The organism is Halomonas sp. GFAJ-1, assembly GCA_002966495.1.
Taxonomy (GTDB): domain Bacteria; phylum Pseudomonadota; class Gammaproteobacteria; order Pseudomonadales; family Halomonadaceae; genus Vreelandella.
Genome location: CP016490.1, coordinates 2679488 through 2705713, shown reverse-complemented (window position 1 = coordinate 2705713; position 26226 = coordinate 2679488). Strand labels below are relative to the sequence as shown.

The window sequence follows — 26226 nt, the reverse complement described above, 5'->3', positions numbered from 1 at the left end:
GCGAGGAGTAGAATGCAAACGCCCAATTCAAAGACATCCACCCATCCTAGGCACGAAAAAAACGGCCACCGCGTAAGCTAAGTGACCGTTTTATAAATTCTTTGGTCGGAGTGACAGGATTCGAACCTGCGACCTTTGCAACCCCATTGCAACGCGCTACCAAGCTGCGCCACACTCCGATGCCTTTATTAGCAACGCTGGTAACTGCTTACGTTTGCCTCAAGACGGTGCGTATACTAGCTTTTTATACGCCAAATGAAAAGCTCTTTTTGCGCTTTCTTTTCAATCGCTTGCCGTTAAGCTTGGTCAGCTGCTTTTAGTAAGGCGGCCATGGCCTCGTAAACCTTGGGTGTTGTGACTAGCAGCTGCTCCGGGTAAAGATCGTCTGGCACGCCCTCAGGCACCTCTGTTAAATGCCCTACCCGCGCGCCTGCTTCACGGGCAATAACCCACCCCGCCACAAAATCCCAAGGCGATACGCTTTCGTAGTAGGCATCTAAACGCCCGCACGCCACATCGCATAAATCCAGCGCAGCAGCACCATTGCGGCGAACATCCTGGCAACTAGCTAACACCGCCGCTAAGCGGGGTAAGAGTTTTTTACGGGCTTCTTTTTGATAGGGGAAGCCGGTGGCTACTAACGTGCTGTCAAGCGATTCAGCGCCGCTGGGTTTAATCGGCTGTTTATTACAAAATGCGCCCATTCCCTCTGCAGCACTAAAGGTTTCACCTAAGAAAGGCGCATGTATAACGCCTACTTTACCCACCCCCTGCTCCAACCAGCCAATAGAGACCGCCACGTGGCGCAGGCCCTGGGCAAAGTTAACCGTGCCATCAATCGGGTCCACCACCCATAGATGCTCAGCAGGCGTTTGCAGCGCACGCTCCGGGTTTAATTCTTCGCTTAGCCGCGCCTCGCCGGGGAAGTGCTCCTCTAGACGATGGCTAATCAGCTTATCCACCGCGACATCCACGTCGGTCACCAGCTCAACGCCCGCTTTAAGCCGCTGGCTAAAGCCTTGCTGCTCACGGGCAGTCAGTATCATCTTCCCGGCCTCTTGGGCAATCTCAATTGCCAGCGCCAGCCGTGCCTCTAGGGTGTAAGCCGCCATGTCCGCTCCTTAGGGTTGTTTGTCACCCCTCAGCATAAGCGGTGGGCAATGGCATTACCATGACACCACAAAGCGCTATTAACAGCTTAGCGCAGCGCATCCACCAGCACATCGACCACTACCCGGGTCGCGGCCTCGATTAATACCACATCAGCGCCTACACGCTCCCATTCGTAACCCGGGTAACGGGGCAGCTCATGGGCAATGGGGCCGTCAAAGCGCTTGGCAATACCGGGTGGCAACGGTTTACCTCGCTCTAAATTGCGCTTGATGCCAGGGGGCAATGGTTCCGCACGGGGGGCATCGTGGCGGCGCAGCAAGCGCAACAGCTCACGCTCGTTTATGCGCGGCAGGTCAACGTAGCCCTCTTGATGAGAATGGCGTTGGCGGCTTTCATGGCGGCCGCTATCGCTGCCACGGTGGCGCTCTGATTGGGACGCGTTGTCTCGAGCGCCGTGGGCAGGCGCATGGGCGGGCTGGGCCACAACCGCAGAGTGCCACAGCAGTGCGCTTACCAGTAAACTGGCGCCAATATTAATTGATTTCATAACTTACTCCTTGGTGGCAGGAGCTTTGAGTGTAGAGCGCAAATGCGCAGGCAGTATGGAAGGTAGGGTATTTGGGGAGGAATGCTTTAAGCCTTATGGCGACGTTATACGCTCAATAACACCCTGGGCAGTAATTTGCGCCTGAACCCCTGGGCGTTGAGTATCTAAAGTCAGTGCGGCGCTGCCCTCTTCGAACACGCCCCGAAAGGCATCGGCCACTGCTGCTTGCGCTGGTTGGCCAGCACCGCCCACTTGGCAGGCGCCAAAATTAAAGGGCCTTAAGGCATCGTCAAGGTTATCTGTTGCCAGCACTTGAGTTTTAAAGGTGCTTAACTCCTGCTGGCAGGCACCAAAGGCAGAGCGGTCGAGGTAGGCAAGAAAAGTGGGTAGGCTAACGCCTGCCAAGATAGCGACAATGGCCACCACAATAAGAAGCTCGATAAGGGTGAAACCATCAGCATGTTTGTGTTTATATTTTTTCATGCGCGTCACCTAATACAAAAGCCGCCCTGCTGGGCGGCTTGCTAAGAGCAAAAACTAGATATTACGCATCTGGATCATTGACTGTAGGATCATTGACTGTAATGGAGCCAGTCGCTAGCACAAAGACGTTTTGGTTACGATTTTGTGTAGTTACTGTTAATGGGAAAATAGTGTTGTTTTCGTCCGGTTCTTCGAATGTTCCAGCAAAACTTTCGAATAGATTTTCTTGTGTCGTTCCGTCAATCTCACAAGCCTCAAAAGAAAAGTTATCCGCGGGACCATCTTCGAAATCAGCGCCAGCGGAAGACTCTGCAACAGAAAGGGAGCGGAATGAGTTTAGCTCTCCAGCACAAGCACTTGCTTCAGCGCGATTTAAATAATTACCATACTGCGGTACACCCACCGCCGCCAAAATACCGATAATCGCCACCACGATCAGCAATTCGATGAGGGTGAAACCCTGCTGTTTTAAGCTGCGAGGTCGATTAATTTGGTTTGTTTGCATCATATAATTCCCTTGCGATATTGAATCATCATTTTATAGGTGGCCACTTGTTAGCTTTACTGCCACTAACATTGCCTAGCTAAGTATTGCGTTACATTAGCTTACCGCCGTCGCCATGGCAACTAGGTACATCATACACGAATGACGGTTTTGTCACCCTTTTTGATGACAGTCAAGAGTTGCGTATATAAGCCTAGAAGTACCTAGAATTAAGCATCTATGGTAAAAAGGGCGCTACATTTATCACGCCGTCGAGATGCCCATGCGTCAACCCGCCCCCGAATCTACCCTTAGCCATGCAGCCTTAAACGGCGGCCTGCGTGGTATTGCTGAACGGCTGGTGAAACACGGCTCATTAACCGATGCCCAGGCGGCTGTTGCTGAGTCTACCGCTGCAGAGCTGGATATTTCGCTATTACAGCACGTAGTGGAAAGCGGGCTGGTGGATGCCGATGCCGCCGCCTTGGCCGCGGCCTGGGAGTACGGGCTACCGGTGATTGATCTTGACTCAGTCCGGATTAATGCGTTGCCACCGGCTAATGATTACCCGGTCAAAATTCTCGAAAAGCTGGATATTCTGCCTCTCGCACGCCACGGTCACCGCTTAACCGTTGCGGTGCCTTATCCAGCGACCTTGACCCAGCTTGATGAGCTGCAGTTTGCCACCGGCTTAAGTGTGGATGGCGTGCTAGCCCCGGCAGACCAGCTAAAAACTACCCTCATTCAATACCTAGCGCAAAACGAGCGGAGTATGCTCGATGAGCTAGAGAACGTTGACGACGCGATTAACGCACTGAACGTTGTGCACAACGCTGATGGTGAAGAGGTCACTCTCGATGCGCCCGACCAAGATAGTGAAGACGCGCCGGTCGTAAAATTCGTCAATAAAATACTGCTGGACGCGATTAGCCGCGGCGCTTCGGATATTCACTTCGAGCCTTATGAAACACTCTATAGGGTGCGTTTTCGTATAGACGGCATGCTGCTTGAAATAGCCCGCCCACCGTTCGCACTACGCCACCGCATTGCAGCGCGGCTAAAAATAATGTCGCGACTGGATATTTCGGAGCGCCGCTTGCCACAAGATGGCGGTATTAAATTACAGCTGTCGCGAAGCCGCTCAATTGATTTTAGGGTGAACTCACTGCCCACGGTCTACGGTGAAAAGGTGGTGCTGCGTATTCTAGACCCGGCATCGGCTCAGCTTGGCATTGATCAGCTCGGCTTTAACCCGGCGCAGCAGGCGGCGTATGAAAGCGCACTTAAAAAGCCCCAAGGGATGATTTTGGTCACCGGCCCCACCGGCAGCGGTAAAACCGTCACGCTGTATACCGGCATTAATATGCTCAACCAAATTGAGCGCAATATTTGTACCGCCGAAGACCCGGTGGAAATCAAGGTATCGGGAATTAACCAAGTCAACGTGCTGCCCAAGATTGGCTTAAACTTTGCCAGCGCCCTTCGGGCATTTTTACGTCAAGACCCGGATGTGGTCATGGTAGGTGAAATACGCGATCTCGAAACCGCTGAAATAGCGGTAAAAGCGGCGCAAACCGGCCACCTGGTGCTCTCAACCGTTCACACTAACTCGGCAGCAGAAACCCTTACTCGTTTGGCTAATATGGGCGTCGCCTCCTACAACATTGCCAGCTCGGTGAGCTTAATTATCGCTCAGCGCTTAGCTCGCAGGCTTTGTAATCTATGTAAAACCCCTGCGGAAATTCCCGCTGAGGCACTACGTAAGGCAGGGTTTAGCCAGCTTGACATCCGCAACGCCACTATTTACCAAGCCAAAGGCTGTAAGCAATGTACTCAGGGCTACAAAGGACGGATCGGTGTTTATGAGGTATTGCCGGTGTCTGATGACATGCGCCAACTTATTATGCGCGATGGTAACTCCATCGAGATCGAGCAATTAGCGCGCAAAGAGGGTCATACAAGCCTCCACCAAAGCTGCTTAAGCCGGGTTTTAGATGGCAGCACCAGTCTTGAAGAAGTTAACCGAATTAGTAAGGAGTAAGCAGCGACATGGCTAAAGTAAAAGCACGCCAAACAAAGCGGGCGCCACTTTATCGCTGGAAATGGGCAGGCACAGGCCCACAGGATAGGCCGATGCGCGGGGAGCTCATTGGCCGTACAAAAACTGATATTGTTGAGCAACTGGCTAAACAACGTATTATCGCCACTAAAATCCAAAAACGCAGCAGTTTTAGTGGGCGTGGCAAAGTTACCAACGTCGATATTATGGTCTTTGCCCGACAGATGGCCACCATGGTGCGTGCAGGCATCCCCATTCTACAAGCGCTCCAGGCAGTGTCTGAAAGCCTTAAAAAGCCTGCTATGGTGGCGCTTACCCAGCAAATCATGGAAGACGTTTCCTCGGGCGATAGCCTCTCAAGCGCAATGGCCAAACACCCTAAGCAGTTTGACCGGCTGTTTGTAAACCTCGTGGATGCTGGCGAACAAGCGGGCGCACTGGATCAAATGCTGGAGCGTATTGCCAGCTATAAAGAGAAAGTAGAATCACTTAAAAACCGGGTTAAAAAAGCCCTTTGGTACCCCACCGCCGTCATGGCCATTGGTGTCGCTGTTACCATGCTGCTACTGATTAAAGTCGTGCCAGAATTTGAAAGCATGTTCCAGGGATTTGGCGCCGAGCTACCCGCACTTACCCAGTTCACGGTGAATTTATCCGAATTAGCGCAGCGATATTGGCTCTATGCACTAGGTATGCTAGTGGGTGGCGTCATGCTTCTTAAAGCCGCCGCAAGGCGCTCTTACGCCCTAGCCTATCGACTAGATGGCTTGATGCTGAGACTTCCTGTGATAGGCGATATTATGAACAAATCTGCCGTTTCCCGGTTCACCCGCACCCTGGCCACGACGTTCGCCTCAGGCGTGCCGCTGGTGGAAGGGCTTGAAACCGCCGCAGGGGCTGCAGACAACCGCGTGTATAGCAAAGCGATTAACGAAGTACGCCAAGATGTGACTACCGGCCAACAGCTCCATTTTGCCATGCGTATGACCAACCGATTCCCCGCCCTCGCGGTTCAGATGGTCAGTATCGGGGAAGAAGCCGGCTCTTTAGATGCCATGCTTAACCGTGTTGCTGACTATTACGAAGAAGAAGTCGAAAACAAAGTGGATGCGCTAACCTCGCTCATGGAGCCCGTTATTATTGTTGTGCTGGGTACGTTAGTCGGTGGCGTAGTCGTATCCATGTACCTGCCAATTTTTGAGATCGGCACCGCCCTTTAAGTGCACACCTCGCTTTTATTCGCCATTTATCGGTTAAATCATTAGGAGCTTTATGGGCTTTCCGCCAACACTCTTGTACCTCTTCGCGCTACTTATCGGGCTTTGCTTTGGCAGTTTTTTAAATGTTGTGATCACTCGCCTGCCGGTGATGCTGATGCGTAGCTGGCGCAATGAAGCCCGGGCCGCGCTTGAGCTTCCCGCAGAAACCTCACCCCGGTTTAATCTCGCAACGCCGGGGTCGATGTGCCCACGCTGCGAGCACCCCATTGCCTGGCACGACAACCTGCCTTTGCTCGGCTGGTTAAAACGACGCGGCAAGTGTGCCCACTGCCAGACCCCCATTAGTGCGCAGTATCCGCTGGTAGAGCTTATGGGTGGGCTATTAGCAGTTGCTGTCGTAGCGCTTTACGGTGCAACGGCAAGCGCTCTGTTTATTTATGCGGCCTGTTTAACGCTGCTTGCTTTAGCCGTGATCGATTTTCGCACGTATCTGCTGCCAGATATTTTAACCCTGCCGCTGCTTTGGGCTGGCTTGCTCTATCAACTGCTCTTCCAGCCTATTATGTTGCCCAGTGCCGTTATTGGCGCTATGGCGGGCTACCTAATACTGTGGAGCTTTTACTGGCTGTTTAAACTAATGACCGGCAAAGAAGGCATGGGGTTTGGCGACTTCAAGCTGCTAGCGGCGTTAGGTGCCTGGGTCGGCTGGCCCATGCTGCCGCTGCTGTTGGTGTTATCAGCAGGTATTGGCGCTCTTGTTGGCTTAGCGGCACAAGCACGCTCCCCTCATTTACGCGGCCAGCCACTACCTTTTGGCCCTTTTTTAGCCCTGGCGGGGTGGATTTGTCTGCTAGCGGGCAATGAGCTGATGGCGCTCTATACATCGTTGCTTTATTAGCGCTTAAGCTATTGGCACAGCCACTTGAACCACTACTTGAAGAATTACTTGAAGAACTAGTTAAACCGCTATTTCGTCACGGTGGCTGCGGCTAGTTTATTATCTATGCGCATTATTATTATTTACAGCGCCACTACTAAGGAGCAGCCATGATCGTTGGATTAACAGGCGGTATCGGCTCGGGTAAGTCTACCGTTGCTCGGGCGTTTGGCGCGCTGGGAATAGGCTGGGTGGATGCCGACGATGTCGCAAGAGAAGTAGTGATGCCCGGCGAACCAGCGCTTACTTCGATTGCCGAACGTTTTGGAGAGAGCGTGCTGCAAGCGGACGGCACGCTGAATCGGGCGGCCCTGCGCAGTATTGTGTTTGAAGCCCCAGCCGAGCGCCAATGGCTGGAGTCGGTAACCCACCCTCGCGTGCGTGAGCGTATCCTGGTACACCTTGAGCGCTTGCACCACCACTCGCCCTATGTCTTGCTTGTCTCGCCGCTACTATTTGAGTCAGGCCAAGACAGGCTAGTAAACCGCACCATTGTGGTGGATGTGCCTGTTGACATACAGCTTTCTCGAACCCATGAACGAGATGGCGTGAGTGAGGCTCAGGTGCATGCTATTCTCGCCGCCCAGCTACCCCGTGAAGCGCGCCTCGCGAAGGCAGATGACGTTATTGACAACAGCGGGGATCATGCTTCGATGATGCAACAAGTAAAGCAGCTTGATCAGCGTTACCGAAACGAACACCAGTAGCTCAAGGAGAGCTTTATGCCAACGCCCGCCAACGATGCACCGCTTGAGGTCGCTTGCCCGCAGTGCAGCAAGCGTGTCACCTGGAGCCCCGAGAGCGCCTATCGCCCTTTTTGCAGCAAGCGCTGCCAGTTGCTTGACTTAGGCGCCTGGGCTGAAGAGTCCCACCGTATTTCGGGCGAATCCGCCATGGACGAAGCCGATCTAGACACACTGCTCGCCCAAGCGGATAAAGACGCCCCGCTCTCCTAGCTCAGAGTTTGCTGCCATGAACGATAATGTCCTGCCTGTTTATCACTTACTTCATGAGCTTGATGCTCGTTTCGATGACTTGATGGTCACTATTGATCAGGCAGCAACGTATTATGAGCAGCAGCAGGCGGCGACATGGCACTTTCAGCCATTCCATGAGAACACGTCCTGGCTGCGCCAAGCGCTGCTCGATATGTGGCATCAGCAAGGCCAAGATGGGCGCGAAACACGTAATTACATTGCGCTCATCGCTGCGGATGACACCTTACTCGAAAAATTTAATGCGGTTAACCGTGCTAAAGCGCAGATCAGCGAACTGCTACAACGCATTAAACAGGCACACCCGAAAACCCTTAGCCAAGCAAAACATCGCTTACCCCAGCGCCACCCTGACGTTGATAAGGTGCTGCGTAAGGGCGGTTTAGCACGGCTGCACCTTAAGCAGTGCTGGCGGCACATTCCCATAGCCCCAGCACCGGTATCACGGGTGCGCTTTGCTTGGTATAGCAGCGGGCGCTCAATAAAAAAATTAACCGTCCGAGAAGCTGAGCAAAAACTCCTACAGTTGGATACAGGCGCTGCTCATGTCCGCATTCAGCTGCGTAAGTTGGCTGGTATCCCCAGCGACGAGCCACTCGCCCAGGTGCAGTCTCAGGCCCCCTTGATGCGGGCCAACCTATTTTTCACCGAACCTTTAGAAGATGGCCACACAAGGCGTGCAATGAACGTCGCCCTACCGCTTATTGTACCTAACCATAATCAGCAACTTCCGCACATAAAAATGCCACCGCTTGAGCCACCCACCCAGCGCACCAGGGCTAAGCGACGCGATGAAAAATTAGAGCATGAAGCCTTTTTACCCAGCTTGCGTATCTACCGCTACCGCTAACTCTCCAGGGCAGGCACTGTTTGCAGCTCCCACCGTTCATAGGTGAGTAGCGTCTGGATCAGTTCGCTTAGCTCACGCTCAGATAGTCCATATTCACTTATTAATGCCTTAAAGCGTTCGTTAAACACGTGATCGCGGTTTTCAGCGAGTGCTGCTTGGTCGTCAGCCTCAAGATCTGCCAACGACCTCACGGGTGGCCCTGTGGGGATATCCATACTGTTATTAGGATCATCCAACTGACGCAGTGCTTGCGCAAAAGCATCATCTAGCTCGCGGAATTTACGGAGCTTTTCACGCTCGTCCAGCTGTTTTTCAACCTTGTGATATTTCATTAGTATTTCATTTTCACCTTACATGAAAGGGTCGATACGTCTATTCAGCAGACTTTTATGACAGAACTGTGCACAAACGCGTAAACCGATAGAGCAAACTTGCCTTTGCCACTTCTTAGAAGCATAAAGAGAGGGCTACCGCATTAGCATTAACTTAAGGTTCTTCATAGACTCGCAACGCTAGCACATAGGAAGTTGGCTCTATTGATTGCTTGCCTGCTTATTACGATCACTTAGCACCAAGAAGGTGCTTTACAGGCTAACAAAATCTCACCTGTAAATTACACGCAAAGGAGGCCAGATAATGTTCAACGCAATGACACGAGCTGAGATCTGGCTGCAGGATACACTCGATAAAACACTGGGTATCGAAGACCTTGCTAACCACCTTGGTTACTCATCTTCTCAAATACGCCGCCAGTTCCGGCAATGCTTTGATGTATCGCCTAGCGCTTACCGGGAAAAAAGGCGTCTTGAGCGCGCAGCTGTTTTACTCTCGCTCACTCCACAGAATATAGCGCAAATTGCATTACGCTGCGGCTATCTCAACCACTCCTCTTTTTCGCGGGCCTTCCATCGTCGTTACCAGCTCACGCCGCGCAACTATCGCTATGCACTCAGTGGCGTTCGTCACTTGTCTCTTCCTGAGCGACATTTTAAAACCACTATCGTGAGGAGCCAACCCAAACAAACTGTTCTCATGCGCCTTTACAGTACGCCAGAGCTAATTCACGGGCTAGGGGTTACCAAGTACCATGCTAATCAACTGGAGTGCTTCCAGGCTCATTTAGAGCCCGCCACCCCGGCTATCTCGCTTCCAGACCTTTTATCTGAGAAGGTAGAGGCACTTGAAGATAAACCCAGCGTCCACCAGATACGAACCGATATTGGGCTTTATCTGGAGAGCAACACCCAAGCTAATCACTTAGCTTTACCCGTCGCTTATCGTCGAGTCGCTATGCCATCCCACTACTATGCCAAAACATGTTTTGAGGATTTTTCAGAGTTATCGCAAGCAATGACATCAACTCTGATACAGCTAATGAGGGATCAAAAGCAGTTTCATGTCAGTGGGGAAGCACCTAGGGTACTGTGGCATCCAAATCATTTAGAACTGCAAACTCCGCTATTATCCTAGCAAGCGCAGCCTACCTATTAAACACGACGTTAAATTTAACGTCGTTCAAAAAAAACCGGCACTTCTGTTAAGAAATGCCGGATTAAACTGCTTAGTCTTCCATGCGTACCAGCCAAGACTCAACGGCTTCATCGCCATGCTCGTTTTTCCAATTACGCAGGCCTTTATGATTACCGCCACGGGTCTCAATCACTTCACCGCTATGCGGGTTTTTATAAATCTTCAGACGACGCTTACGACGTGATGACGCAGTAGGCGCTTTAGCACTGCGCTGATCTGATGCTGGATCTAATAGGGCAATCACATCGGCAGGACGTTTACCAAATTCATTCATCAATGCCTCAAGCTTAGCTTTAAACTCCAGCTCGCTTTTTAAGCGTTGATCACCCTCCAGGCGTTGAAGGTCTTCCTGGAGTTGTTTCAGCTGCTGCTCTTTCTGGATATATTCATTTAAAAGTGACATAGGAGTTCCTTTGTAGCCAGGGTTTAACGTAGCGTAAATTTAACCGCATGAGGCATAGAGCGGGCAAGCTCAATACCCATTAATTCAGGATGCTGACACATTATTGCCGTAAAAGTGCTAATTGACAACTAGTCTAGATGATTTTGTGATATTTACTAATCAATTTTACAGACTTAGGTAAAGCTTAAAAGTTCAGCACTTTAAAATTAACAAGTAAAAAATAGTTACTACAGGCGCAATGAACTACCGTTACTCAACACTGCATAAGCCATAAAAAAAGCGCCGCCCTAATGGGCGGCGCTTTCATAGGCAAGAACTAATGAATTAGTCTTGACCCATCTGCTGCTTGATAAGGTCACCGATAGTGGTCGGACCACCTGCTGATTCGGGCTCTTGATCACGCAGTTTCTTCAGGTTCTGACGAGTATCGTCTTGCTCTTTCGCCTTAATCGACAGATTGATCTGACGACTCTTACGATCGACGTTAACAATACGCGCTTCAACGCTGTCGCCTTCGTTCAATACGTTACGCGCATCTTCCACACGATCAGCACTGATCTCAGACGCCTTCAAAATAGCGATAACATCTGTCGCCAGTTCAACGTGAGCTTCTTTAGCGTCAACTTCAACGATACGGCCAGTCACAATGCTGCCCTTGTCGTTAACAGACAGATATTCAGCAACCGGATCAGAATCCATTTGCTTAATACCTAAAGAAATACGCTCGCGCTCTGGATCGATAGAAAGGATGACGGCTTCAGCTTCGTCGCCTTTCTTGAAGTTGCGTACTGCTTCTTCGCCAGTTTCTGTCCAGGAGATATCGGACAGGTGAACCAGACCATCGATACCGCCTTCAAGGCCGATAAAGATACCAAAGTCGGTGATTGACTTGATGGTACCCGAAACGCGGTCGCCCTTGTTGTATTCAGCGTTGAAGGTTTCCCATGGGTTAGCAGTGCACTGCTTAATACCCAGAGAAATACGACGACGCTCTTCATCGATATCCAGAACCATAACGTCAACATCGTCGCCCACTTGAACAACTTTAGACGGATGGATGTTTTTGTTAGTCCAGTCCATTTCAGAAACGTGAACCAGACCTTCAACGCCTTCTTCCAGCTCTGCAAAGCAGCCGTAATCGGTCAGGTTAGTGACCACGGCTTGAACTTTGGTGTTCTCCGGATAGCGCTGCTTGATGTTGACCCACGGATCTTCGCCAAGCTGCTTCAGACCTAGTGAAACGCGGTTACGCTCACGATCAAATTTCAGCACTTTAACGTTGATCTCGTCGCCAACAGCAACGATTTCAGACGGATGCTTGATGCGCTTCCACGCCATATCGGTGATGTGCAACAGGCCATCAACACCGCCTAGGTCAACGAAGGCACCGTAGTCAGTCAGGTTCTTAACGATACCTTTAATCTGCTGACCTTCCTGCAGAGTTGCCAGCAGCGCTTCGCGCTCGGCACTGTTCTCTGCTTCAAGCACGGCACGACGCGATACAACGACGTTGTTGCGCTTCGGATCAAGCTTGATGACTTTAAAGTCCAGCTCTTTGTTTTCCAGGTGCGCAGTGTCGCGAACCGGGCGAACGTCAACCAGAGAACCCGGCAAGAAGGCACGAATAGAATCAACTTCGACGGTGAAGCCGCCTTTGACTTTGCCGTTGATCACGCCTTTGATGACTTCGTCTTTCTCGAAGGCAGCTTCCAGAACCTTCCAAGCTTCTGCGCGCTTGGCTTTCTCACGGGACAGACGCGTCTCACCGAAGCCATCTTCAACGGCTTCCAATGCAACGTGAACGTCGTCGCCGATAGCGATGTTCAGTTCACCGTTTTCATCGCGGAATTGTGACGCCGGAATCTGACCTTCAGATTTTAGACCAGCGTTGACGGTAACCCAGTCACCATCGATGTCGACAACTTGAGCCGCGACAATAGCGCCTGGCTCCATATTGATGTCGTTAAGAGACTGTTCAAACAGTTCAGCAAAGCTTTCGCTCATGGTTTTCCTACGTGATCAACGTTGTTGAGGCATAAATGCCTTCTCCGCACCACCAGCGAGTACGGGCCTAATGTCATTCAGCTTTTGGAGGTGTTAGCGCTGGTTAGACCTGACCGGGCTCACTGATATGAACGATCATATGAACTGCCGCCCTGCCACGTCGTGACACCTATCCAAAAACGCCGCAAGGGAGAATCAAATGCCGTTTGCCATGCCACGCTGGGCTAGCAAAACGGTCAACCGTTCAACCACTTCCGGTATGCTCAGGCGTGTGGTGTCAAGCGTAATGGCATCATCTGCCAGCTTGAGAGGGGCCACACTGCGCTGCGTATCGCGTGCATCGCGTGCCTGAATCTCCTTTAAAAGACTCGAAAGACTAGCATCCACCCCGGCTTCCTGCAACTGTTGATACCGCCGATGGGCTCGCTCTTCCGCGCTTGCCGTTAGAAAAATCTTTAGGGGCGCCTCTGGAAACACTACGGTTCCCATGTCCCGGCCATCTGCGACTAGCCCTGGCGACTGACAGAAGTCGCGCTGGCGCTGGAAAAGCGCCTCACGCACTAAGGGCAACACCGCCACTTGAGAGGCACGCTCACCCGCCTGCTCAGTGCGAATAGCACGGGTAACGTCTTCTCCTTCCAGCAGCGTGCGGGGTTGGCCCTCTTCTACAGGAAAAGCAACATCTAACTGCACTGCAAGCTTGGCAAGCGCTGCCTCATCATCCAGGGCAACGCCGTGTTTCACTGCCGCCTGGGCAGTGAGCCGGTAAAGCGCACCACTGTCGAGCAAGTGCCATCCCAAGCGTTCGGCCATTAGGCTGCTAATAGTACCCTTGCCCGCCCCACCGGGGCCATCAATGGTCAGCACGGGTACATTAAGCGTCATTACTGCCCTCCACACTAACATTCATACCAATGCGCTGCGCTAATGCGACAAAATCAGGGAACGACGTCGCCACGTTGGCGCAATCATCGATGATGATCTCATCGCTAGCCCGTAGTGATGCGATGGCAAACGACATGGCGATACGGTGATCACCCAAACTGTCGATCCGTCCGCCGCCGTAGCTGGGCACTTGATCATTACCGTTGCCTAGGATGTCGATGCCATCCTCTACAACGTAGTGCTCGACACCCAAAACGGCCAGACCATCGGCCATCGCCTGAATGCGATCCGATTCTTTAACCCGTAGCTCTTCAGCGCCCCGCAGGCGCGTGGTGCCCTGGGCGTTAGCAGCAGCGATAAACAGCGCCGGAAACTCATCAATGGCTAACGGCACTTGATCAACCGGTATATCAATGCCTTTTAAAGGCGTATAGCGAATGCGAATATCCGCCACGGGCTCCCCACCCACTTCACGCTCATTTTCAAGCGTCAAATCAGCGCCCATCAGCGTTAGAATATTAATCACGCCAACACGCGTTGGGTTTATCCCTACGTGCTCAAGGGTAATATCAGCCCCGGGAGTAATCGCAGCCGCCACCAAAAAGAACGTTGCTGACGAGATATCCGATGGCACATCAATGGGGCTGGCAGTCAGCTTGCCACCGCCCTGCAACCAGCAGGTATCTCCTTCGCGGGAAACCGTATAGCCAAAGCCATTAAGCATGCGCTCGGTATGGTCACGGGTGGGTGCCGGCTCACGCACTTTGGTTTCACCTTCAGCGTATAAACCCGCCAACAGCAGGCAGGACTTCACCTGGGCACTGGCCATTGGCATATCGTAGAAAATACCTTTAAGCGGCGCACCGCCTTTGATGTTAAGCGGCGGGCGCCCACCCTCTGCCGTATCAATAGTGGCGCCCATTAAGCGCAGCGGGTCTGCCACACGCCCCATCGGGCGCTTGGTTAGAGACTCATCGCCTGTTAGTTCGCTATCAAATGCCTGGCCTGCCAGCAAGCCTGCGAACAAGCGCATAGCCGTACCGGAGTTACCCACGTAAATCGGGCCTGAAGGGGCTTTAAGCCCATGCAAGCCTACTCCGTGAATGGTAACCCGCCCTTGGTGCGGTCCCTCGATAGCCACGCCCATCTCACGAAACGCTTGAAGGGTCGCCAAGCTATCTTCACCTTCTAAAAAGCCCTTAACTTCGGTCACACCTTCGGCTAATGCACCAAGCATAATAGAGCGGTGAGACATGGATTTATCGCCCGGCACGCGCAAGCGGCCTTGCGCTTGGCCACCGGGACTCACCCGATAGGTAACCTTACCCTGTGGTTGCATGTGATATTCCGCCTGATAACTAGTTTTATTAAGTAAGGTGTCAAAATAGTGTCGCGCATGGCTAGCGCGATCAAACGTGGCAATCAGCGCATCGCTGTCGCCACGTTCAACGGCCTGCCTTAGCCGCGCCAAGCCCGCTTCAAAATCATCTAATGAGGACAACACCGCGTCACGGTTAGCAATAAATATGTCCCGCCACATGGCCGGATCGCTGCCAGCAATGCGGGTAAAGTCGCGAAAGCCACCCGCTGCGTAGCGAAAAATATCTAGTCGCTCATCTTGGCGGGCCAAGGTGTCTACCAAGGAAAATGCCAGCAAATGCGGCAAATGGCTGGTGCGCGCCAGCACCTGATCGTGTCGCTCAACGCTCATCTGCAGGACTTGTGCGCCACAGGCTTGCCATAAAGCTTCTACCCGCGCCAATGCATCGGCATTAACATCAGGTTCAGGGGTAAGAATCACTTTATGGTTAACGTAAAGTGATGGGTTAGCCGCTGCTACACCGCTTTTTTCAGAACCCGCTATTGGGTGCCCTAGCACCATATTGCTCGGCACACCGCCAAATACTCGCTCAGCACATTCACGAATGGTTGCTTTAGTGCTGCCAACATCGGTGATCGCCACGTTATCCGCCGCCGCAGAGAGTCCTGCTGATAGCGTCTGCATAACACTCTCCATGGCCAGCACCGGTACGGCCAGCACCACCATGGAAACGCCTTCAAGGAGCTTGGCAAGCTGCGTGCCTCCGGCGTCAATCAGCCCCAACTCTACCCCGAGAGCGACTTCGCTTGCGTTAGGGTCACAGGCTACAATCTGGCCGTTAAATCCTGAGGCGCGAAGCGCCGCCGCCAAAGAGCCACCGATAAGACCAAGCCCAACAATCAGTAGCCGAGGCTCATGACACATCACCTGATGGCTACTCTTTAACACCCGCTTTGTCACAGCACGCCCTGGGGGTAAGAGCCCAGCACCCGTAGTTCAGAGGCGCGCAGCTTAACTTCTTCCAGAACCGCAGCCACTTGAGGTTCGTCACGATGGCCTTTGAAATCGATGAAGAACACGTAGTTCCAAGCGCCTGTACGTGAAGGGCGCGTCTCAATACGCGTTAAATCAATTTTGTGGCGGTGGAAGGGCTCTAACAAATCGTGCAAGGCCCCTGGCTGGTTGCGCATGGCAACAACAATTGACGTTTTGTCCTCACCGGACATCGGCACATCTTGGTTGCCAATGATCAAGAAGCGTGTCGAGTTATCAGGACGGTCTTCTATCTTGTCGGCAATACGCTCAAGCCCATAGAGCTTAGCGGCCATATCACCAGCAATCGCGGCGCTATGCCATTCGGTTTTCACCAGCTTAGCGGCTTCCGCATTTGATGACACCGGCACCCTTTCAGCGTGGGGATAGTGGGCATCTAGCCACTTACGGCATTGACCAAACGACTGCGGGTGAGAGTAAATTCTGGAGACCTTATCCTTGCGGGTCGTCTCGCTGATCAATAAGTGGTGATGAATACGTAACACCACTTCACCGCAAATCTTGATCGAGGAATCCATAAACGTATCGAGGGTATGGTTTACAACACCCTCGGTTGAATTCTCAACCGGTACCACGCCGTAGTTGACGGCGCCCGCTTCTACTTCACGGAAAACTTCGTCAATGGCCGCCATTGGCAGGCTAACCGCACTTTCGCCAAAGTGCTTTAACGCTGCTTGCTGCGTAAAGGTGCCCTCAGGGCCGAGGTAGGCAACTTTAACAGGCTGCTCAAGGGCAAGACACGCCGACATGATTTCACGAAATAACCGCGCCATTTCCTCAGCATCAAGCGGGCCTGAATTAAGCGCCATGATACGGCGTAATACCTGCGCTTCTCGCTCAGGGCGATAAAACACGGCATCTTTATCTTCGGCTAGCTTAACGTGGGCTACCTGCTGCGCACAGCTCGCCCGCTCGCTAATCAAGCGCAATATATCGCCATCTAACTGGTCGATACGTTGACGTAATTCGTCCAAAACAATCGGCGTATCGGACATGATGGTTAGCCCCTTCGTTGTTCAAAATCCGCCATAAAGGCGATTAACGCATCAACTGCTTCTTCAGGCACGGCATTGTATAAACTGGCACGCATACCGCCTACACTGCGGTGGCCTTTCAGATTCAACAGCCCCGCTTCGTCCGCTTCTTCTAGAAACGCTTTATCCAATGCGGCATCTGCCAACACAAAGGGCACGTTCATGCGAGAGCGGTTACGAAGAGCAATAGGGTTGCTATAAAACGCGCTGGCATCAATCGCCGCGTAAAGCTTGTCCGCTTTACGCTGATTAAGGGTATCCATTGCGTTAAGGCCACCCATCTCATCTTTAAGCCACTGGAATACTAACCCCGACAAGTACCAAGCATAGGTTGGCGGCGTATTTACCATAGAGCCCGCTTCTGCAAGCTGCTGATAATCAAATAACGAAGGCGCGCCGGGCACTGCTTTACCTAGCAAATCATCGCGCACGATAACCAGCGTTAACCCCGCAGGGCCAATATTCTTTTGGGCACCCGCATAGATAACGCCAAAATCAGCCACGTTAATCGGGCCAGAAAGAATGTTCGACGACATATCGCACACAAGCGGTATCACCGTGCCATCGGCACGCTGTGCCACCGGCGTATAATCAAACTCTAACCCGCCAATTGTTTCGTTCGACGTATAGTGCAGATAGGCCGCGTCACTGCTTAAAGACAGCGTATCTAAAGCAGGCACTGCTGTATTGCCATTCGCTTCGCTGCTACCCGCTAAATGGCAGCGATAGCCTAAGTGCTTTGCTTCGCTAAGTGCTTTTTTACCCCAAATACCGGTCTGGATAAAGTTGGCACTGCCGCCCGCGCTTAACAAGTTCATGGGCAGCATAGCAAATTGCATACTGGCACCGCCTTGCAGAAACAGCACTTTGTAGTTACTGGGAATATTCAGCAACTCTCGCAGATCGGCTTCTGCGCGCTCGGCAATGGCCACAAATTCATCGCTACGATGACTCATTTCCATTACCGACAGGCCACGCCCGTGATAATCCAGCAGTTCGTTGCGTGCACGCTCAAGTACGGCAGCAGGCAGGGCCGCAGGCCCTGCACAAAAGTTATAATGACGTGTCATCGGTTCCCGGTTCCTGTGCGCCATCTTCAGCTATGTTTGACTCACCCTCTTCAAGCGCTTCAAAGTCGCTTTCCCCGGGCTCATCAACACGAACGGTTTTCACCAGCTTCTCTTCTTTGCCTAAACGAATCAGCATCACGCCCTGGGTGTTGCGCGAGGTCGTGGAGACTTCTTCGACGCGGGTACGCACCAAGGTGCCACGGTCGGTAATCAGCATCATTTCATCGCTGTCGTACACCTGCATAGCAGCCACTAGCGACCCATTACGTTCGCTGGTTTGCATGGCGATAACGCCTTGCCCCCCACGGCCACGCAGCGGGAACTCTTCTAAGCGTGTGCGCTTGCCGTAGCCGTTCTCACTAGCGGTCATAATGTAAATCTGACCTTCCGACTGGATCTGCTCCTGCGGCTCCACCTGCTGCTCCACATCGGCCTCTGCATCCGCTTCAGCGTCGATCTGCTGACTCTTGGGAATGATAAGGCTGATGACTTCGGCATTCTTCGCTAAGCGCATACCACGAACGCCGCGTGCGGTGCGGCCCATGGCCCGCACGTTGCCTTCCTCAAAGCGTATTGCCTTGCCGTTTGAGGAGAGCAGCATGGCGTGGTCGGCGCCGGAGGTAATGGCGGCCCCTACCAAGCGATCACTCTCTTCTAGGTCAATGGCAATCAAACCGACGCTACGCGGACGAGAGAATTGCTCAAGACTGGTACGTTTAACGGTGCCATTGGCCGTGGCAAAGAAGATGTAGTGCTCAGGGTCGTAATCGCGCACCGGCAGAATCGCGTTAACCGCCTCACCCTCTTCCAGCGGCAGCATGTTGACCAGTGGCTTGCCCCGCGAGCCACGGCTAGCGTTAGGCATTTCGTACACTTTTAGCCAGTACACTTTGCCACGGTTTGAGAATAGCAACACGGTATCGTGGGTAGACGCCACCAGCAAATGCTCAATGACATCTTCGTCTTTCATGGAGGTGGCTGACTTACCGCGACCACCCCGGCGCTGCGCTTGATAGTCTGACAACGGCTGGGTCTTGGCGTAGCCAGAGCGAGAGACGGTTACTACCATATCCTCTTCGGCGATCAGATCTTCGATAGAGAGATCTAAGTGGCTAGCCTGAATTTCCGTGCGGCGGTCATCACCATACTGCTCACGCACTGCGTGCAGCTCTTCACGAATAACTTCCATTAGCCGGTCAGGTGACGCCAAAATTGCCGTGAACTCAGCAATTTTCTCTAGAATCGTCAGGTATTCGCTGAGCAGCTTTTCAGTTTCAAGGCCGGTTAAGCGGTGCAAACGAAGTTCAAGAATTGCCTGCGCCTGGGCATGCGACAGGCGGTACTCGGTTGCTGATGGGTTAAGGCCAAACCCTTCATCAAGGTCTTCCGGCTTGCAAGAGGTAGCACCAGCACGTTCCAGCATGGCGGTGACTTGGCCTGGCTGCCAAATTTTAGCCAGCAGCTTTTCGCGAGCTTCTGCCGCGTTGGGCGACGCCTTGATCAGTTCAATAACTTCATCAATGTTAGAGATGGCAACGGCCAAGCCTTCTAACAAATGGCCGCGCTCACGGGCTTTCTTCAGCTCATACAGCGTGCGGCGGGTAACCACTTCACGGCGATGACGAATGAACGCTTCGAGCATCTCTTTAAGATTGAGCGTGCGAGGCTGACCGTTTTCAAGCGCCACCATATTGATACCAAACACGTTTTGCAGCTGTGTTTGAGCAAACAGGTTATTAACCACTACCTCGCCAGACTCGCCGCGCTTAACTTCAATCACCACACGCAGGCCATCTTTATCCGACTCATCGCGTAGCTCGGCAATACCCTCAATCTTTTTCTCTTTCACCAGCTCGGCGATTTTTTCAATCAACCGCGCTTTATTCACCTGATACGGCAGCTCAGAAATAATGATGTGGTCACGACCACTCTTATCATGATGCTCAATGGTGTGGCAGGCTCGCACGTAAATGCGCCCTCGCCCTGTGCGGTAAGCATCTAAAATGCCCGCACGGCCATTAATAATGCCGCCGGTGGGGAAATCCGGCCCAGGAATGTACTGCATTAGGTCATCGACGGTGAGCGTATAGTCGTCGATTAACGCCAAGCACCCATCAATCACCTCCCGCATGTTATGCGGCGGGATATTGGTGGCCATGCCCACCGCGATGCCCGATGACCCATTAATCAGCAGATTGGGCACTTTTGTCGGCATGACGGCGGGAATACGTTCGGTGCCGTCGTAGTTGTCTACCCAATCGACCGTATCTTTTTCCAGATCGGCCAAAAGCTCGTGGGCGAGGCGCGCCATGCGCACCTCGGTGTAACGCATAGCGGCGGCGCTGTCCCCATCGATGGAGCCAAAGTTACCTTGGCCATCGACCAGCACGTGGCGCATGGAGAAGTGCTGGGCCATACGTACGATGGTGTCATATACCGCACTGTCACCGTGCGGGTGGTATTTACCGATGACATCGCCGACGACACGCGCCGACTTCTTGTACGGTTTATTCCAGTCATTGCCCAGTTCATGCATGGCAAAAAGCACACGCCGGTGAACAGGCTTGAGGCCGTCGCGCACGTCGGGGAGCGCACGACCGATAATGACACTCATCGCATAGTCGAGGTACGACTGTTTGAGCTCGTCTTCAATATTGACGGGCAAGATTTCTCTGGCGATGTCACCCATGAAAGTCAGATCCTTTGCACTGCATTGGCACTGCGAGAGTTGAAAGCGCTTAAAAATGCCGCCCCCGGTAGTGCCAAAAAAAGCAGTACAACAGGGCGGCGCGCAGATACTCTGCCATCATACCACTGCATAAGCACCAAGGGCAGTCAGGGGCATCGCCTTCGATTATTGTGCTGTAAACGCTTCTTTTGTCACTACGAGACCTTCAAGCACGTCACGCACGTCACCTTTAATGGCCGCGGCTTTGTTGGCTTTCATATCAAGTAGCACAAAGGTGAGATCCGCTTGAGCGACAAGCGCGCCATCTTTACGTAGGATGTGGTGGTGGCAAAGCGCACTGCGCTCACCTACCTCGACAATACCCGTCAAAACATGAAGATCATCGTTCTGCACCGCCGCCGCGCGGTAATCAATATTTAAATTAACCACCACAAATGCATATCCTGATTGGTGAAGTTGCTTGATCAGTCGCGGGTGCTCATCAAAAAAGGCCCAGCGCCCCTCTTCCATGAACTCAAGGTAGCGCGCGTTATTTACGTGGCCATAGCCGTCTAAGTGATAGCCGCGGACCCGCATACCTACCTGTGTAATTGCCCCTGACATAGAGCCTCCTTTTCGATAACTGTTTTTCAATAACTGTGTGTGGTTGAGCGAGTTGGTAAAAACAATCATCAATCAAACACAAGTTTAAAACGTACGCAACAACACGACATTCCCCCGAGGTGCTAGCAGGAAAGGTCTGCTTTCGACATAATGTGCCACCTTTTTAATAGGATTGGTGACATGTGGTTTAAGCACCTGCATTTATATCGCCTTCATGGCGCCCCTGAGCTAGACAGTTCAGCATTAGCAAGCGCACTCGATACCCATGCAGCCAAGCCTCTTGGAAATGCCGATGCACGGCGCCTTGGCTGGACAGCGCCCGCAGGCCGCTTAAGCGGAGGACAATTACTGCATGAAATCCAGGGGCATCGGCTGATCTCAGCGCTGCGTCAGGAGCGTTTACTGCCGGCTTCAGTGGTTAAAGAAGAAGTCGACGAAAAAGTCGCGGATATTGAGGCCAGCGAAGGTCGCAAAGTCACGCGCAAAGAAAAAACCGCGTTAAAAGAGCAAGTTACAGAAGCATTACTGCCGCGTGCTTTTGTACGCAGCCAGAAAGTCGACGTGTGGTGGGATACCCGCCGCCACCTGATCGGTATTAATGCCAGCTCACGTACCCGCGCAGAAGATATCTTAGACCTACTCCGTGAAACCCTTGGCAGTTTAAAGGCCACGCCAATCTCCTCCCAAACGCTGCCCATCCGTGCCATGACCACATGGCTTGGCGACCCTGCCAGCCGCCCATCGGATCTTAAGCTGGGCGATCAAGTGGAGCTGAAAGCCAAAGGCGATGACGGCGTTTTGCGGGCAAGGCAAGTAGACTTAGACAGCGACGAGATTCAACAACTGCTCGAAAGTGGTCGCCAAGCAAGTAAACTCGCTATTAGCCTGGAGGGTCGCTTAAGCTTTGTACTCCACGACGATTTAGCACTTAAATCGCTGCGTTTTGGCGACGCGCTAATCGAGGAGGCTGACCATGCCGATGATGGCGACGACGCCCTGGCACGCCTGGAAACCGACTTTATTTTAATGGCACAGGCGCTATCCGACGACGTCACCCGTTTATTGGAGTGGCTCGGAGGTGAAACACAGCGGGAACCTGCCGCGCAGCAAGAAGCCTAATGGCTACTTTTGCTGGCGCTGAACATCGACTTACTTCTGCTTAACACCCAACGGATCGCATGACTCAACACAATAACGCACCCAATGCTGACCCCGCCAATGACCCTTGGGCCGACATTCGGCCCTACATGGATCATGAGGTGAAAGACGTTCTTGCGCGCCTCTCCCACGACAGCGAGCTACTCGATGCGCTAACGCAATTCCGGCTGCCGCGCCTAGCCAAATGGGCACCTCCTCTCGCACGCGGCCTGGCAAGCTATGCCGTGCGCCGCGAGGTGAAAGGCGTTACCACCGTGCGCGGCTTCCAAATGCGTATTGCCCATTATATGGAGCGCATGATTCGCACCACCACGGATGCGTTTGACGTCGCTGGGCTTGATAAACTCGACGATCACAGCGCCTATTTATTTATCGGCAACCACCGTGATATTTCGCTGGACCCTGCATTTGTCAATTACGCGCTCTATCAGGCCAATCGCGATACCGTGCGTATCGCGATTGGTGACAACCTGCTGAAAAAGCCTTATGTCACGGACCTTATGCGTCTAAATAAGAGCTTTATTGTGCCGCGCAGTGCCCGTGGCAAGCGCGCCATGCTGGCGGCCTATCAGCAGCTTTCTGCCTACATACGCCACTCCATTACGGTCGACCAGCACTCCATATGGATGGCTCAGCGTGAAGGGCGTGCCAAAAACGGCATAGATCATACCGACGCCGCTATTATCAAAATGCTCATTATGGCCAGACGCCACGCCGAGCGTGATATGGAATTTGGCGAAGCCATTGCGGAATTAAAGCTGGTCCCGGTCTCCATAAGCTATGAGTACGACCCTTGCGACCTGCAAAAAGCCCAAGAGCTACATGACGTGGCCACCCAGGGCAGCTACGCTAAAAGTGAATTTGAAGATATTCGCTCAATTGTGGCGGGAATTACCGGCTCCAAGGGGCGTGTCCAACTCAAATTTGGCAGTCCAGTCAGCGCCGATATGGCCACGCCTGGGGAAGTGGCGGCAGAAATCGACCGCCAGGTGATTGGCGGCTACCGCTTATTCCCAAGCCATTACCTTGCCTTAGAAGCACTGGGTGAGGCGCCAGAACTGGTCGCCCGCAAAGCCATTTCACGGCAGGACAGAGAACGTTTTAAGGAGCGTTTAGCCAGTGTACCTGAAGCGCTACGCCCCTACTGGCTCGAACAGTACGCCAACCCTGTTAAACATAAAGCGGGCCGTTTAACCCTTTAAACGCTGTTGAATTTTTCCCACGCTGGCGCCGAGCAGAACATGCTCGGCCGCCGAAAAAGTGCTATGGTCAAGGCAATAATTGTTCCGCTTGGCAGTTTCACCAAGCGCGGTCTTAAGGAGAGTCCTAATGTCCGCATCAGAAATTCAAAAAACACGCATCATCAACGAGCTGCATGGCTTTATACGCAAACTGCTACAAGACCCAAAAATTCTTGAACAGTCGCTGACCATTGCTCGCAAGGAGCTGGCAGAAGGCAATAGCGCTTCAGCGATGGCTCGCATTGCTAACGAGATATCCGACACCACCAGCGTACACATTCCTGAAGACCCCGCAGAGCACTCAGACGCCGACAAGCTGTTTTTGAACGTGCTGCGCGAAGTGGTGCAAGAAGAGCAAGCGCTGTATTAGCGTTAAGAAACCTTGTTAGTTTTTAGCAACAGCTATTAACGATCAACAGTTCTAACGCACGAAGTTACGTTACCGGCGAAGCGCATTTATCCTTCGCCGTCTTTATTTGTTATGGCCTAACCGGAAGCATCATTCACCATGTCCAACACTGCCCCGCGCAACATTCTGGTGACCAGCGCGCTCCCCTATGCGAATGGAGCGATTCACCTCGGTCACCTGCTTGAGTACATCCAGACGGATATTTGGGTGCGTTTTCAAAAAAGTCGTGGCCAGCAGTGCTACTACGTTTGCGCCGATGATGCCCATGGCACCGCCATTATGCTGCGCGCTGAGCAGGAAGGCATCACGCCAGAGGCATTGATCGCCCGCGTCTCCCAAGATCACCAAGAAGACTTTTCCCGCTTTGGTGTTGGGTTTGATAACTACCACTCCACCCATTCCAACGAAAACCGTTATTTTAGTGAACTGATTTACACACGCCTGCGCGATAAAGGCCATATTGCCACTCGCGATATTGAGCAGATGTTTGACCCTCAAAAAGGCTTGTTCCTAGCGGACCGCTTTATTAAAGGCACCTGCCCAAAGTGCGGCGCCGACGACCAGTACGGAGATAACTGCGAAAAGTGTGGTGCAACCTACACGCCCGCCGACTTGATTAACCCGGTTTCAGCTATCTCAGGGGCGACTCCAGAGGTACGCAGCTCTACCCACTACTTTTTTAAGCTACCTGACTTTGCTGAGTTTCTTCAGGCGTGGATTAACGACGGTCACGTTCAATCACAAATTCGCAATAAGCTTATGGAGTGGTTCGAATCCGGGTTTAACGAGTGGGATATCTCCCGAGATGCACCTTATTTCGGCTTTGAAATCCCCGACGCGCCAGGCAAATACTTCTACGTGTGGCTTGATGCCCCTATTGGTTACCTGGCTAGCTTTAAAAACCTTTGCGACCGCGAAGGAATTGATTTCGATAGTTTCTGGCAAAAAGACTCCAGCGCCGAGATCTATCACTTTATTGGTAAAGACATTGTCTACTTCCATGCCCTGTTCTGGCCCGCCATGCTCCATGGCGCCGACCTGCGCACCCCTACGGCGGTTAATTGCCACGGCTTTTTAACCGTCGATGGCGCCAAGATGTCCAAGTCACGCGGCACTTTTATTAAAGCCGCTACTTATGCCGAGCACCTTAACCCAGAATACTTGCGCTACTATTTTGCAGCGAAGCTAACCTCCAAAGTCGACGATTTAGACCTCAATCTGGAAGATTTCGCCGCACGGGTGAATTCTGATCTCGTTGGTAAGGTCGTTAACATCGCCAGCCGCTGCGCAGGCTTTGTGAAAAAAATTGGGAACGGTACCCTAGCAGAACACTGTGCCGAGCCCCAGATGGTGGCGCGCTTTATTGCCGCCGGCGAAGACATTGCGGGCGATTTCGAAGCCCGAGAATTTAGCCGAGCCATGCGCAAAATCATGGAATTGGCAGATGAGGCCAATACCTATATTGCTGAAAAAGAACCCTGGGCACTGGCAAAACAGGATGGCCGCGATAGCGAGGTGCTAGAGATCTGCTCCGTGGGCATCAACCTGTTCCGCCAGTTAATGGTCTACCTCGCTCCGGTAGTACCTGTAATGGCTGAACAAGCCCGCGAGTTCCTCAAGCTTGACTCCCTGGATTGGGAAAGCCGTGGTGATGTGTTGATTAATCATCCGATCAATAAGTTCAAGCCCCTAATGACGCGGGTTGAGCGTGACAAAATCGACGCCATGATTGAGGCCTCTAAGGAGGATTTAGTGGAAGAGCAGAAGCTGAAGAACACCCCCAAAGGGCCCTTGGCAGAAGACCCTATTGCTGCAGAAATCAGCTTTGAGGACTTTGCGAAAGTAGACCTACGCATTGCTCGTATCGCTAAAGCGCAATACGTTGAAGGTGCAGATAAACTCTTGCAGCTAACCCTGGATTTGGGCGGCGAAACCCGCAATGTCTTTTCAGGCATTCGATCAGCTTACTCGCCAGAAGCGCTAGAGGGCCGCTTAACGGTGATGGTGGCTAACTTGGCGCCGCGTAAAATGCGCTTTGGCGTTTCAGAAGGCATGGTACTGGCTTCTGCTAACAACGAGGGTATTTATCTGCTCTCTCCCGACTCTGGCGCAGAGCCTGGTCAACGTGTAACGTAATT

At 52.5% G+C, this 26226-nt stretch carries 24 protein-coding genes and 1 tRNA gene; 11 read left to right on the top strand and 14 right to left on the bottom strand.

Going from position 1 to position 26226, the window contains the following annotated elements:
* Positions 1-102 precede the first annotated feature (102 nt).
* The 5 genes from BB497_12130 to BB497_12110 form a co-directional block, all read right to left on the bottom strand.
* Positions 103-179: transfer RNA gene (locus BB497_12130), tRNA-Pro, on the bottom strand.
* Positions 180-296: 117 nt separating this feature from the next.
* Positions 297-1112, bottom strand: a complete 816-nt coding sequence (locus tag BB497_12125) for an inositol monophosphatase (protein ID AVI63393.1) — start codon at positions 1110-1112, stop codon at positions 297-299.
* A gap of 86 nt (positions 1113-1198) precedes the next feature.
* The gene (locus tag BB497_12120; GenBank protein ID AVI63392.1) at positions 1199-1660 is read right to left on the bottom strand and encodes a hypothetical protein; all 462 of its coding nucleotides are present in this window, start codon (positions 1658-1660) and stop codon (positions 1199-1201) included.
* A gap of 93 nt (positions 1661-1753) precedes the next feature.
* Positions 1754-2143, bottom strand: coding sequence for a pilus assembly protein PilA (locus BB497_12115; GenBank protein ID AVI63391.1), 390 nt, complete (start codon positions 2141-2143; stop codon positions 1754-1756).
* 61 nt (positions 2144-2204) lie between these two features.
* The gene (locus BB497_12110; protein AVI63390.1) at positions 2205-2648 is read right to left on the bottom strand and encodes a hypothetical protein; all 444 of its coding nucleotides are present in this window, start codon (positions 2646-2648) and stop codon (positions 2205-2207) included.
* Between the two features lie 262 nt (positions 2649-2910).
* Here BB497_12110 and BB497_12105 point away from each other — a divergent pair, with 262 nt between their 5' ends.
* The 6 genes from BB497_12105 (at position 2911) to BB497_12080 (ending at position 8688) form a co-directional block, all read left to right on the top strand.
* Entirely contained in the window at positions 2911-4668 is a 1758-nt protein-coding gene (locus BB497_12105) for a type IV-A pilus assembly ATPase PilB (protein AVI63389.1), read from the top strand.
* A gap of 8 nt (positions 4669-4676) precedes the next feature.
* A complete protein-coding gene (locus BB497_12100; protein AVI63388.1) occupies positions 4677-5906 on the top strand; it encodes a type II secretion system protein F in 1230 nt (409 codons plus the stop codon).
* 52 nt (positions 5907-5958) lie between these two features.
* Entirely contained in the window at positions 5959-6804 is an 846-nt protein-coding gene (locus BB497_12095; protein ID AVI63387.1) for a methyltransferase, read from the top strand.
* A gap of 149 nt (positions 6805-6953) precedes the next feature.
* Positions 6954-7550, top strand: coding sequence for a dephospho-CoA kinase (locus BB497_12090; protein AVI63386.1), 597 nt, complete (start codon positions 6954-6956; stop codon positions 7548-7550).
* 15 nt (positions 7551-7565) lie between these two features.
* Positions 7566-7799, top strand: a complete 234-nt coding sequence (locus BB497_12085) for a hypothetical protein (GenBank protein ID AVI63385.1) — start codon at positions 7566-7568, stop codon at positions 7797-7799.
* 16 nt (positions 7800-7815) lie between these two features.
* Entirely contained in the window at positions 7816-8688 is an 873-nt protein-coding gene (locus BB497_12080; GenBank protein ID AVI63384.1) for a DNA replication terminus site-binding protein, read from the top strand.
* Here BB497_12080 and BB497_12075 read toward each other — a convergent pair.
* Positions 8685-9020, bottom strand: a complete 336-nt coding sequence (locus tag BB497_12075) for a hypothetical protein (GenBank protein AVI63383.1) — start codon at positions 9018-9020, stop codon at positions 8685-8687. The two genes, BB497_12080 and BB497_12075, sit on opposite strands and share 4 nt — an antisense overlap.
* A 304-nt stretch (positions 9021-9324) precedes the next feature.
* Between BB497_12075 and BB497_12070 the strand changes: the two genes are divergently transcribed.
* Entirely contained in the window at positions 9325-10158 is an 834-nt protein-coding gene (locus BB497_12070) for an AraC family transcriptional regulator (protein ID AVI63382.1), read from the top strand.
* 91 nt (positions 10159-10249) lie between these two features.
* Here the strand turns inward: BB497_12070 and BB497_12065 are convergent, their stop codons facing one another.
* From BB497_12065 to BB497_12030, 8 genes are all read right to left on the bottom strand, one after another.
* A complete protein-coding gene (locus BB497_12065; GenBank protein ID AVI63381.1) occupies positions 10250-10621 on the bottom strand; it encodes an H-NS histone in 372 nt (123 codons plus the stop codon).
* A 324-nt stretch (positions 10622-10945) separates the two neighbouring features.
* Positions 10946-12625, bottom strand: coding sequence for a 30S ribosomal protein S1 (locus BB497_12060; GenBank protein ID AVI63380.1), 1680 nt, complete (start codon positions 12623-12625; stop codon positions 10946-10948).
* Between the two features lie 195 nt (positions 12626-12820).
* Positions 12821-13510 (bottom strand): cytidylate kinase, encoded by a 690-nt coding sequence (locus BB497_12055; GenBank protein AVI63379.1) that lies wholly within the window; start codon positions 13508-13510, stop codon positions 12821-12823.
* Complete coding sequence (locus BB497_12050) at positions 13500-15755, bottom strand: bifunctional prephenate dehydrogenase/3-phosphoshikimate 1-carboxyvinyltransferase (protein ID AVI63378.1); 2256 nt, start codon at positions 15753-15755, stop codon at positions 13500-13502. The genes BB497_12055 and BB497_12050 overlap by 11 nt, the downstream gene beginning before the upstream one ends.
* 32 nt (positions 15756-15787) lie before the next feature.
* Positions 15788-16879 (bottom strand): chorismate mutase, encoded by a 1092-nt coding sequence (locus BB497_12045; GenBank protein ID AVI63377.1) that lies wholly within the window; start codon positions 16877-16879, stop codon positions 15788-15790.
* Between the two features lie 5 nt (positions 16880-16884).
* Positions 16885-17988, bottom strand: coding sequence for a phosphoserine transaminase (locus BB497_12040; protein AVI63376.1), 1104 nt, complete (start codon positions 17986-17988; stop codon positions 16885-16887).
* Positions 17972-20677 (bottom strand): DNA gyrase subunit A, encoded by a 2706-nt coding sequence (locus tag BB497_12035; protein ID AVI63375.1) that lies wholly within the window; start codon positions 20675-20677, stop codon positions 17972-17974. Before BB497_12035 ends, BB497_12040 begins: the two co-directional genes overlap by 17 nt.
* Positions 20678-20842: 165 nt before the next feature.
* On the bottom strand, positions 20843-21280 hold the full coding sequence (locus BB497_12030) for a thioesterase (protein AVI63374.1): 438 nt from the start codon (positions 21278-21280) through the stop codon (positions 20843-20845).
* A gap of 180 nt (positions 21281-21460) precedes the next feature.
* Between BB497_12030 and BB497_12025 the strand changes: the two genes are divergently transcribed.
* From BB497_12025 to metG, 4 genes are all read left to right on the top strand, one after another.
* Positions 21461-22399 carry a recombination-associated protein RdgC gene (locus tag BB497_12025; GenBank protein AVI63373.1) on the top strand — a complete coding sequence of 313 codons (939 nt, stop codon included), beginning with the start codon at positions 21461-21463 and terminating at the stop codon, positions 22397-22399.
* 59 nt (positions 22400-22458) lie between these two features.
* Positions 22459-23640 (top strand): glycerol acyltransferase, encoded by a 1182-nt coding sequence (locus tag BB497_12020; GenBank protein ID AVI63372.1) that lies wholly within the window; start codon positions 22459-22461, stop codon positions 23638-23640.
* A gap of 127 nt (positions 23641-23767) precedes the next feature.
* Entirely contained in the window at positions 23768-24049 is a 282-nt protein-coding gene (locus tag BB497_12015; protein AVI63371.1) for a hypothetical protein, read from the top strand.
* Between the two features lie 138 nt (positions 24050-24187).
* Complete coding sequence (gene metG / locus BB497_12010; GenBank protein ID AVI63370.1) at positions 24188-26224, top strand: methionine--tRNA ligase; 2037 nt, start codon at positions 24188-24190, stop codon at positions 26222-26224.
* Positions 26225-26226 lie beyond the last annotated feature (2 nt).

What these genes read in the sequence shown, in the direction of transcription:
- BB497_12075 (AVI63383.1), bottom strand. Translation starts at nt 9,020, where the DNA reads ATGAAATATCACAAGGTTGAAAAACAGCTGGACGAGCGTGAAAAGCTC.
- BB497_12120 (AVI63392.1), bottom strand. Translation starts at nt 1,660, where the DNA reads ATGAAATCAATTAATATTGGCGCCAGTTTACTGGTAAGCGCACTGCTG.
- BB497_12040 (AVI63376.1), bottom strand. Translation starts at nt 17,988, where the DNA reads ATGACACGTCATTATAACTTTTGTGCAGGGCCTGCGGCCCTGCCTGCT.
- BB497_12115 (AVI63391.1), bottom strand. Translation starts at nt 2,143, where the DNA reads ATGAAAAAATATAAACACAAACATGCTGATGGTTTCACCCTTATCGAG.
- BB497_12125 (AVI63393.1), bottom strand. Translation starts at nt 1,112, where the DNA reads ATGGCGGCTTACACCCTAGAGGCACGGCTGGCGCTGGCAATTGAGATT.
- BB497_12020 (AVI63372.1), top strand. Translation starts at nt 22,459, where the DNA reads ATGACTCAACACAATAACGCACCCAATGCTGACCCCGCCAATGACCCT.
- metG (AVI63370.1), top strand. Translation starts at nt 24,188, where the DNA reads ATGTCCAACACTGCCCCGCGCAACATTCTGGTGACCAGCGCGCTCCCC.
- BB497_12030 (AVI63374.1), bottom strand. Translation starts at nt 21,280, where the DNA reads ATGTCAGGGGCAATTACACAGGTAGGTATGCGGGTCCGCGGCTATCAC.
- BB497_12035 (AVI63375.1), bottom strand. Translation starts at nt 20,677, where the DNA reads ATGGGTGACATCGCCAGAGAAATCTTGCCCGTCAATATTGAAGACGAG.
- BB497_12095 (AVI63387.1), top strand. Translation starts at nt 5,959, where the DNA reads ATGGGCTTTCCGCCAACACTCTTGTACCTCTTCGCGCTACTTATCGGG.
- BB497_12050 (AVI63378.1), bottom strand. Translation starts at nt 15,755, where the DNA reads ATGTGTCATGAGCCTCGGCTACTGATTGTTGGGCTTGGTCTTATCGGT.
- BB497_12070 (AVI63382.1), top strand. Translation starts at nt 9,325, where the DNA reads ATGTTCAACGCAATGACACGAGCTGAGATCTGGCTGCAGGATACACTC.
- BB497_12100 (AVI63388.1), top strand. Translation starts at nt 4,677, where the DNA reads ATGGCTAAAGTAAAAGCACGCCAAACAAAGCGGGCGCCACTTTATCGC.
- BB497_12055 (AVI63379.1), bottom strand. Translation starts at nt 13,510, where the DNA reads ATGACGCTTAATGTACCCGTGCTGACCATTGATGGCCCCGGTGGGGCG.
- BB497_12110 (AVI63390.1), bottom strand. Translation starts at nt 2,648, where the DNA reads ATGCAAACAAACCAAATTAATCGACCTCGCAGCTTAAAACAGCAGGGT.
- BB497_12060 (AVI63380.1), bottom strand. Translation starts at nt 12,625, where the DNA reads ATGAGCGAAAGCTTTGCTGAACTGTTTGAACAGTCTCTTAACGACATC.
- BB497_12015 (AVI63371.1), top strand. Translation starts at nt 23,768, where the DNA reads ATGTCCGCATCAGAAATTCAAAAAACACGCATCATCAACGAGCTGCAT.
- BB497_12085 (AVI63385.1), top strand. Translation starts at nt 7,566, where the DNA reads ATGCCAACGCCCGCCAACGATGCACCGCTTGAGGTCGCTTGCCCGCAG.
- BB497_12105 (AVI63389.1), top strand. Translation starts at nt 2,911, where the DNA reads ATGCGTCAACCCGCCCCCGAATCTACCCTTAGCCATGCAGCCTTAAAC.
- BB497_12065 (AVI63381.1), bottom strand. Translation starts at nt 10,621, where the DNA reads ATGTCACTTTTAAATGAATATATCCAGAAAGAGCAGCAGCTGAAACAA.
- BB497_12090 (AVI63386.1), top strand. Translation starts at nt 6,954, where the DNA reads ATGATCGTTGGATTAACAGGCGGTATCGGCTCGGGTAAGTCTACCGTT.
- BB497_12025 (AVI63373.1), top strand. Translation starts at nt 21,461, where the DNA reads ATGTGGTTTAAGCACCTGCATTTATATCGCCTTCATGGCGCCCCTGAG.
- BB497_12080 (AVI63384.1), top strand. Translation starts at nt 7,816, where the DNA reads ATGAACGATAATGTCCTGCCTGTTTATCACTTACTTCATGAGCTTGAT.
- BB497_12045 (AVI63377.1), bottom strand. Translation starts at nt 16,879, where the DNA reads ATGTCCGATACGCCGATTGTTTTGGACGAATTACGTCAACGTATCGAC.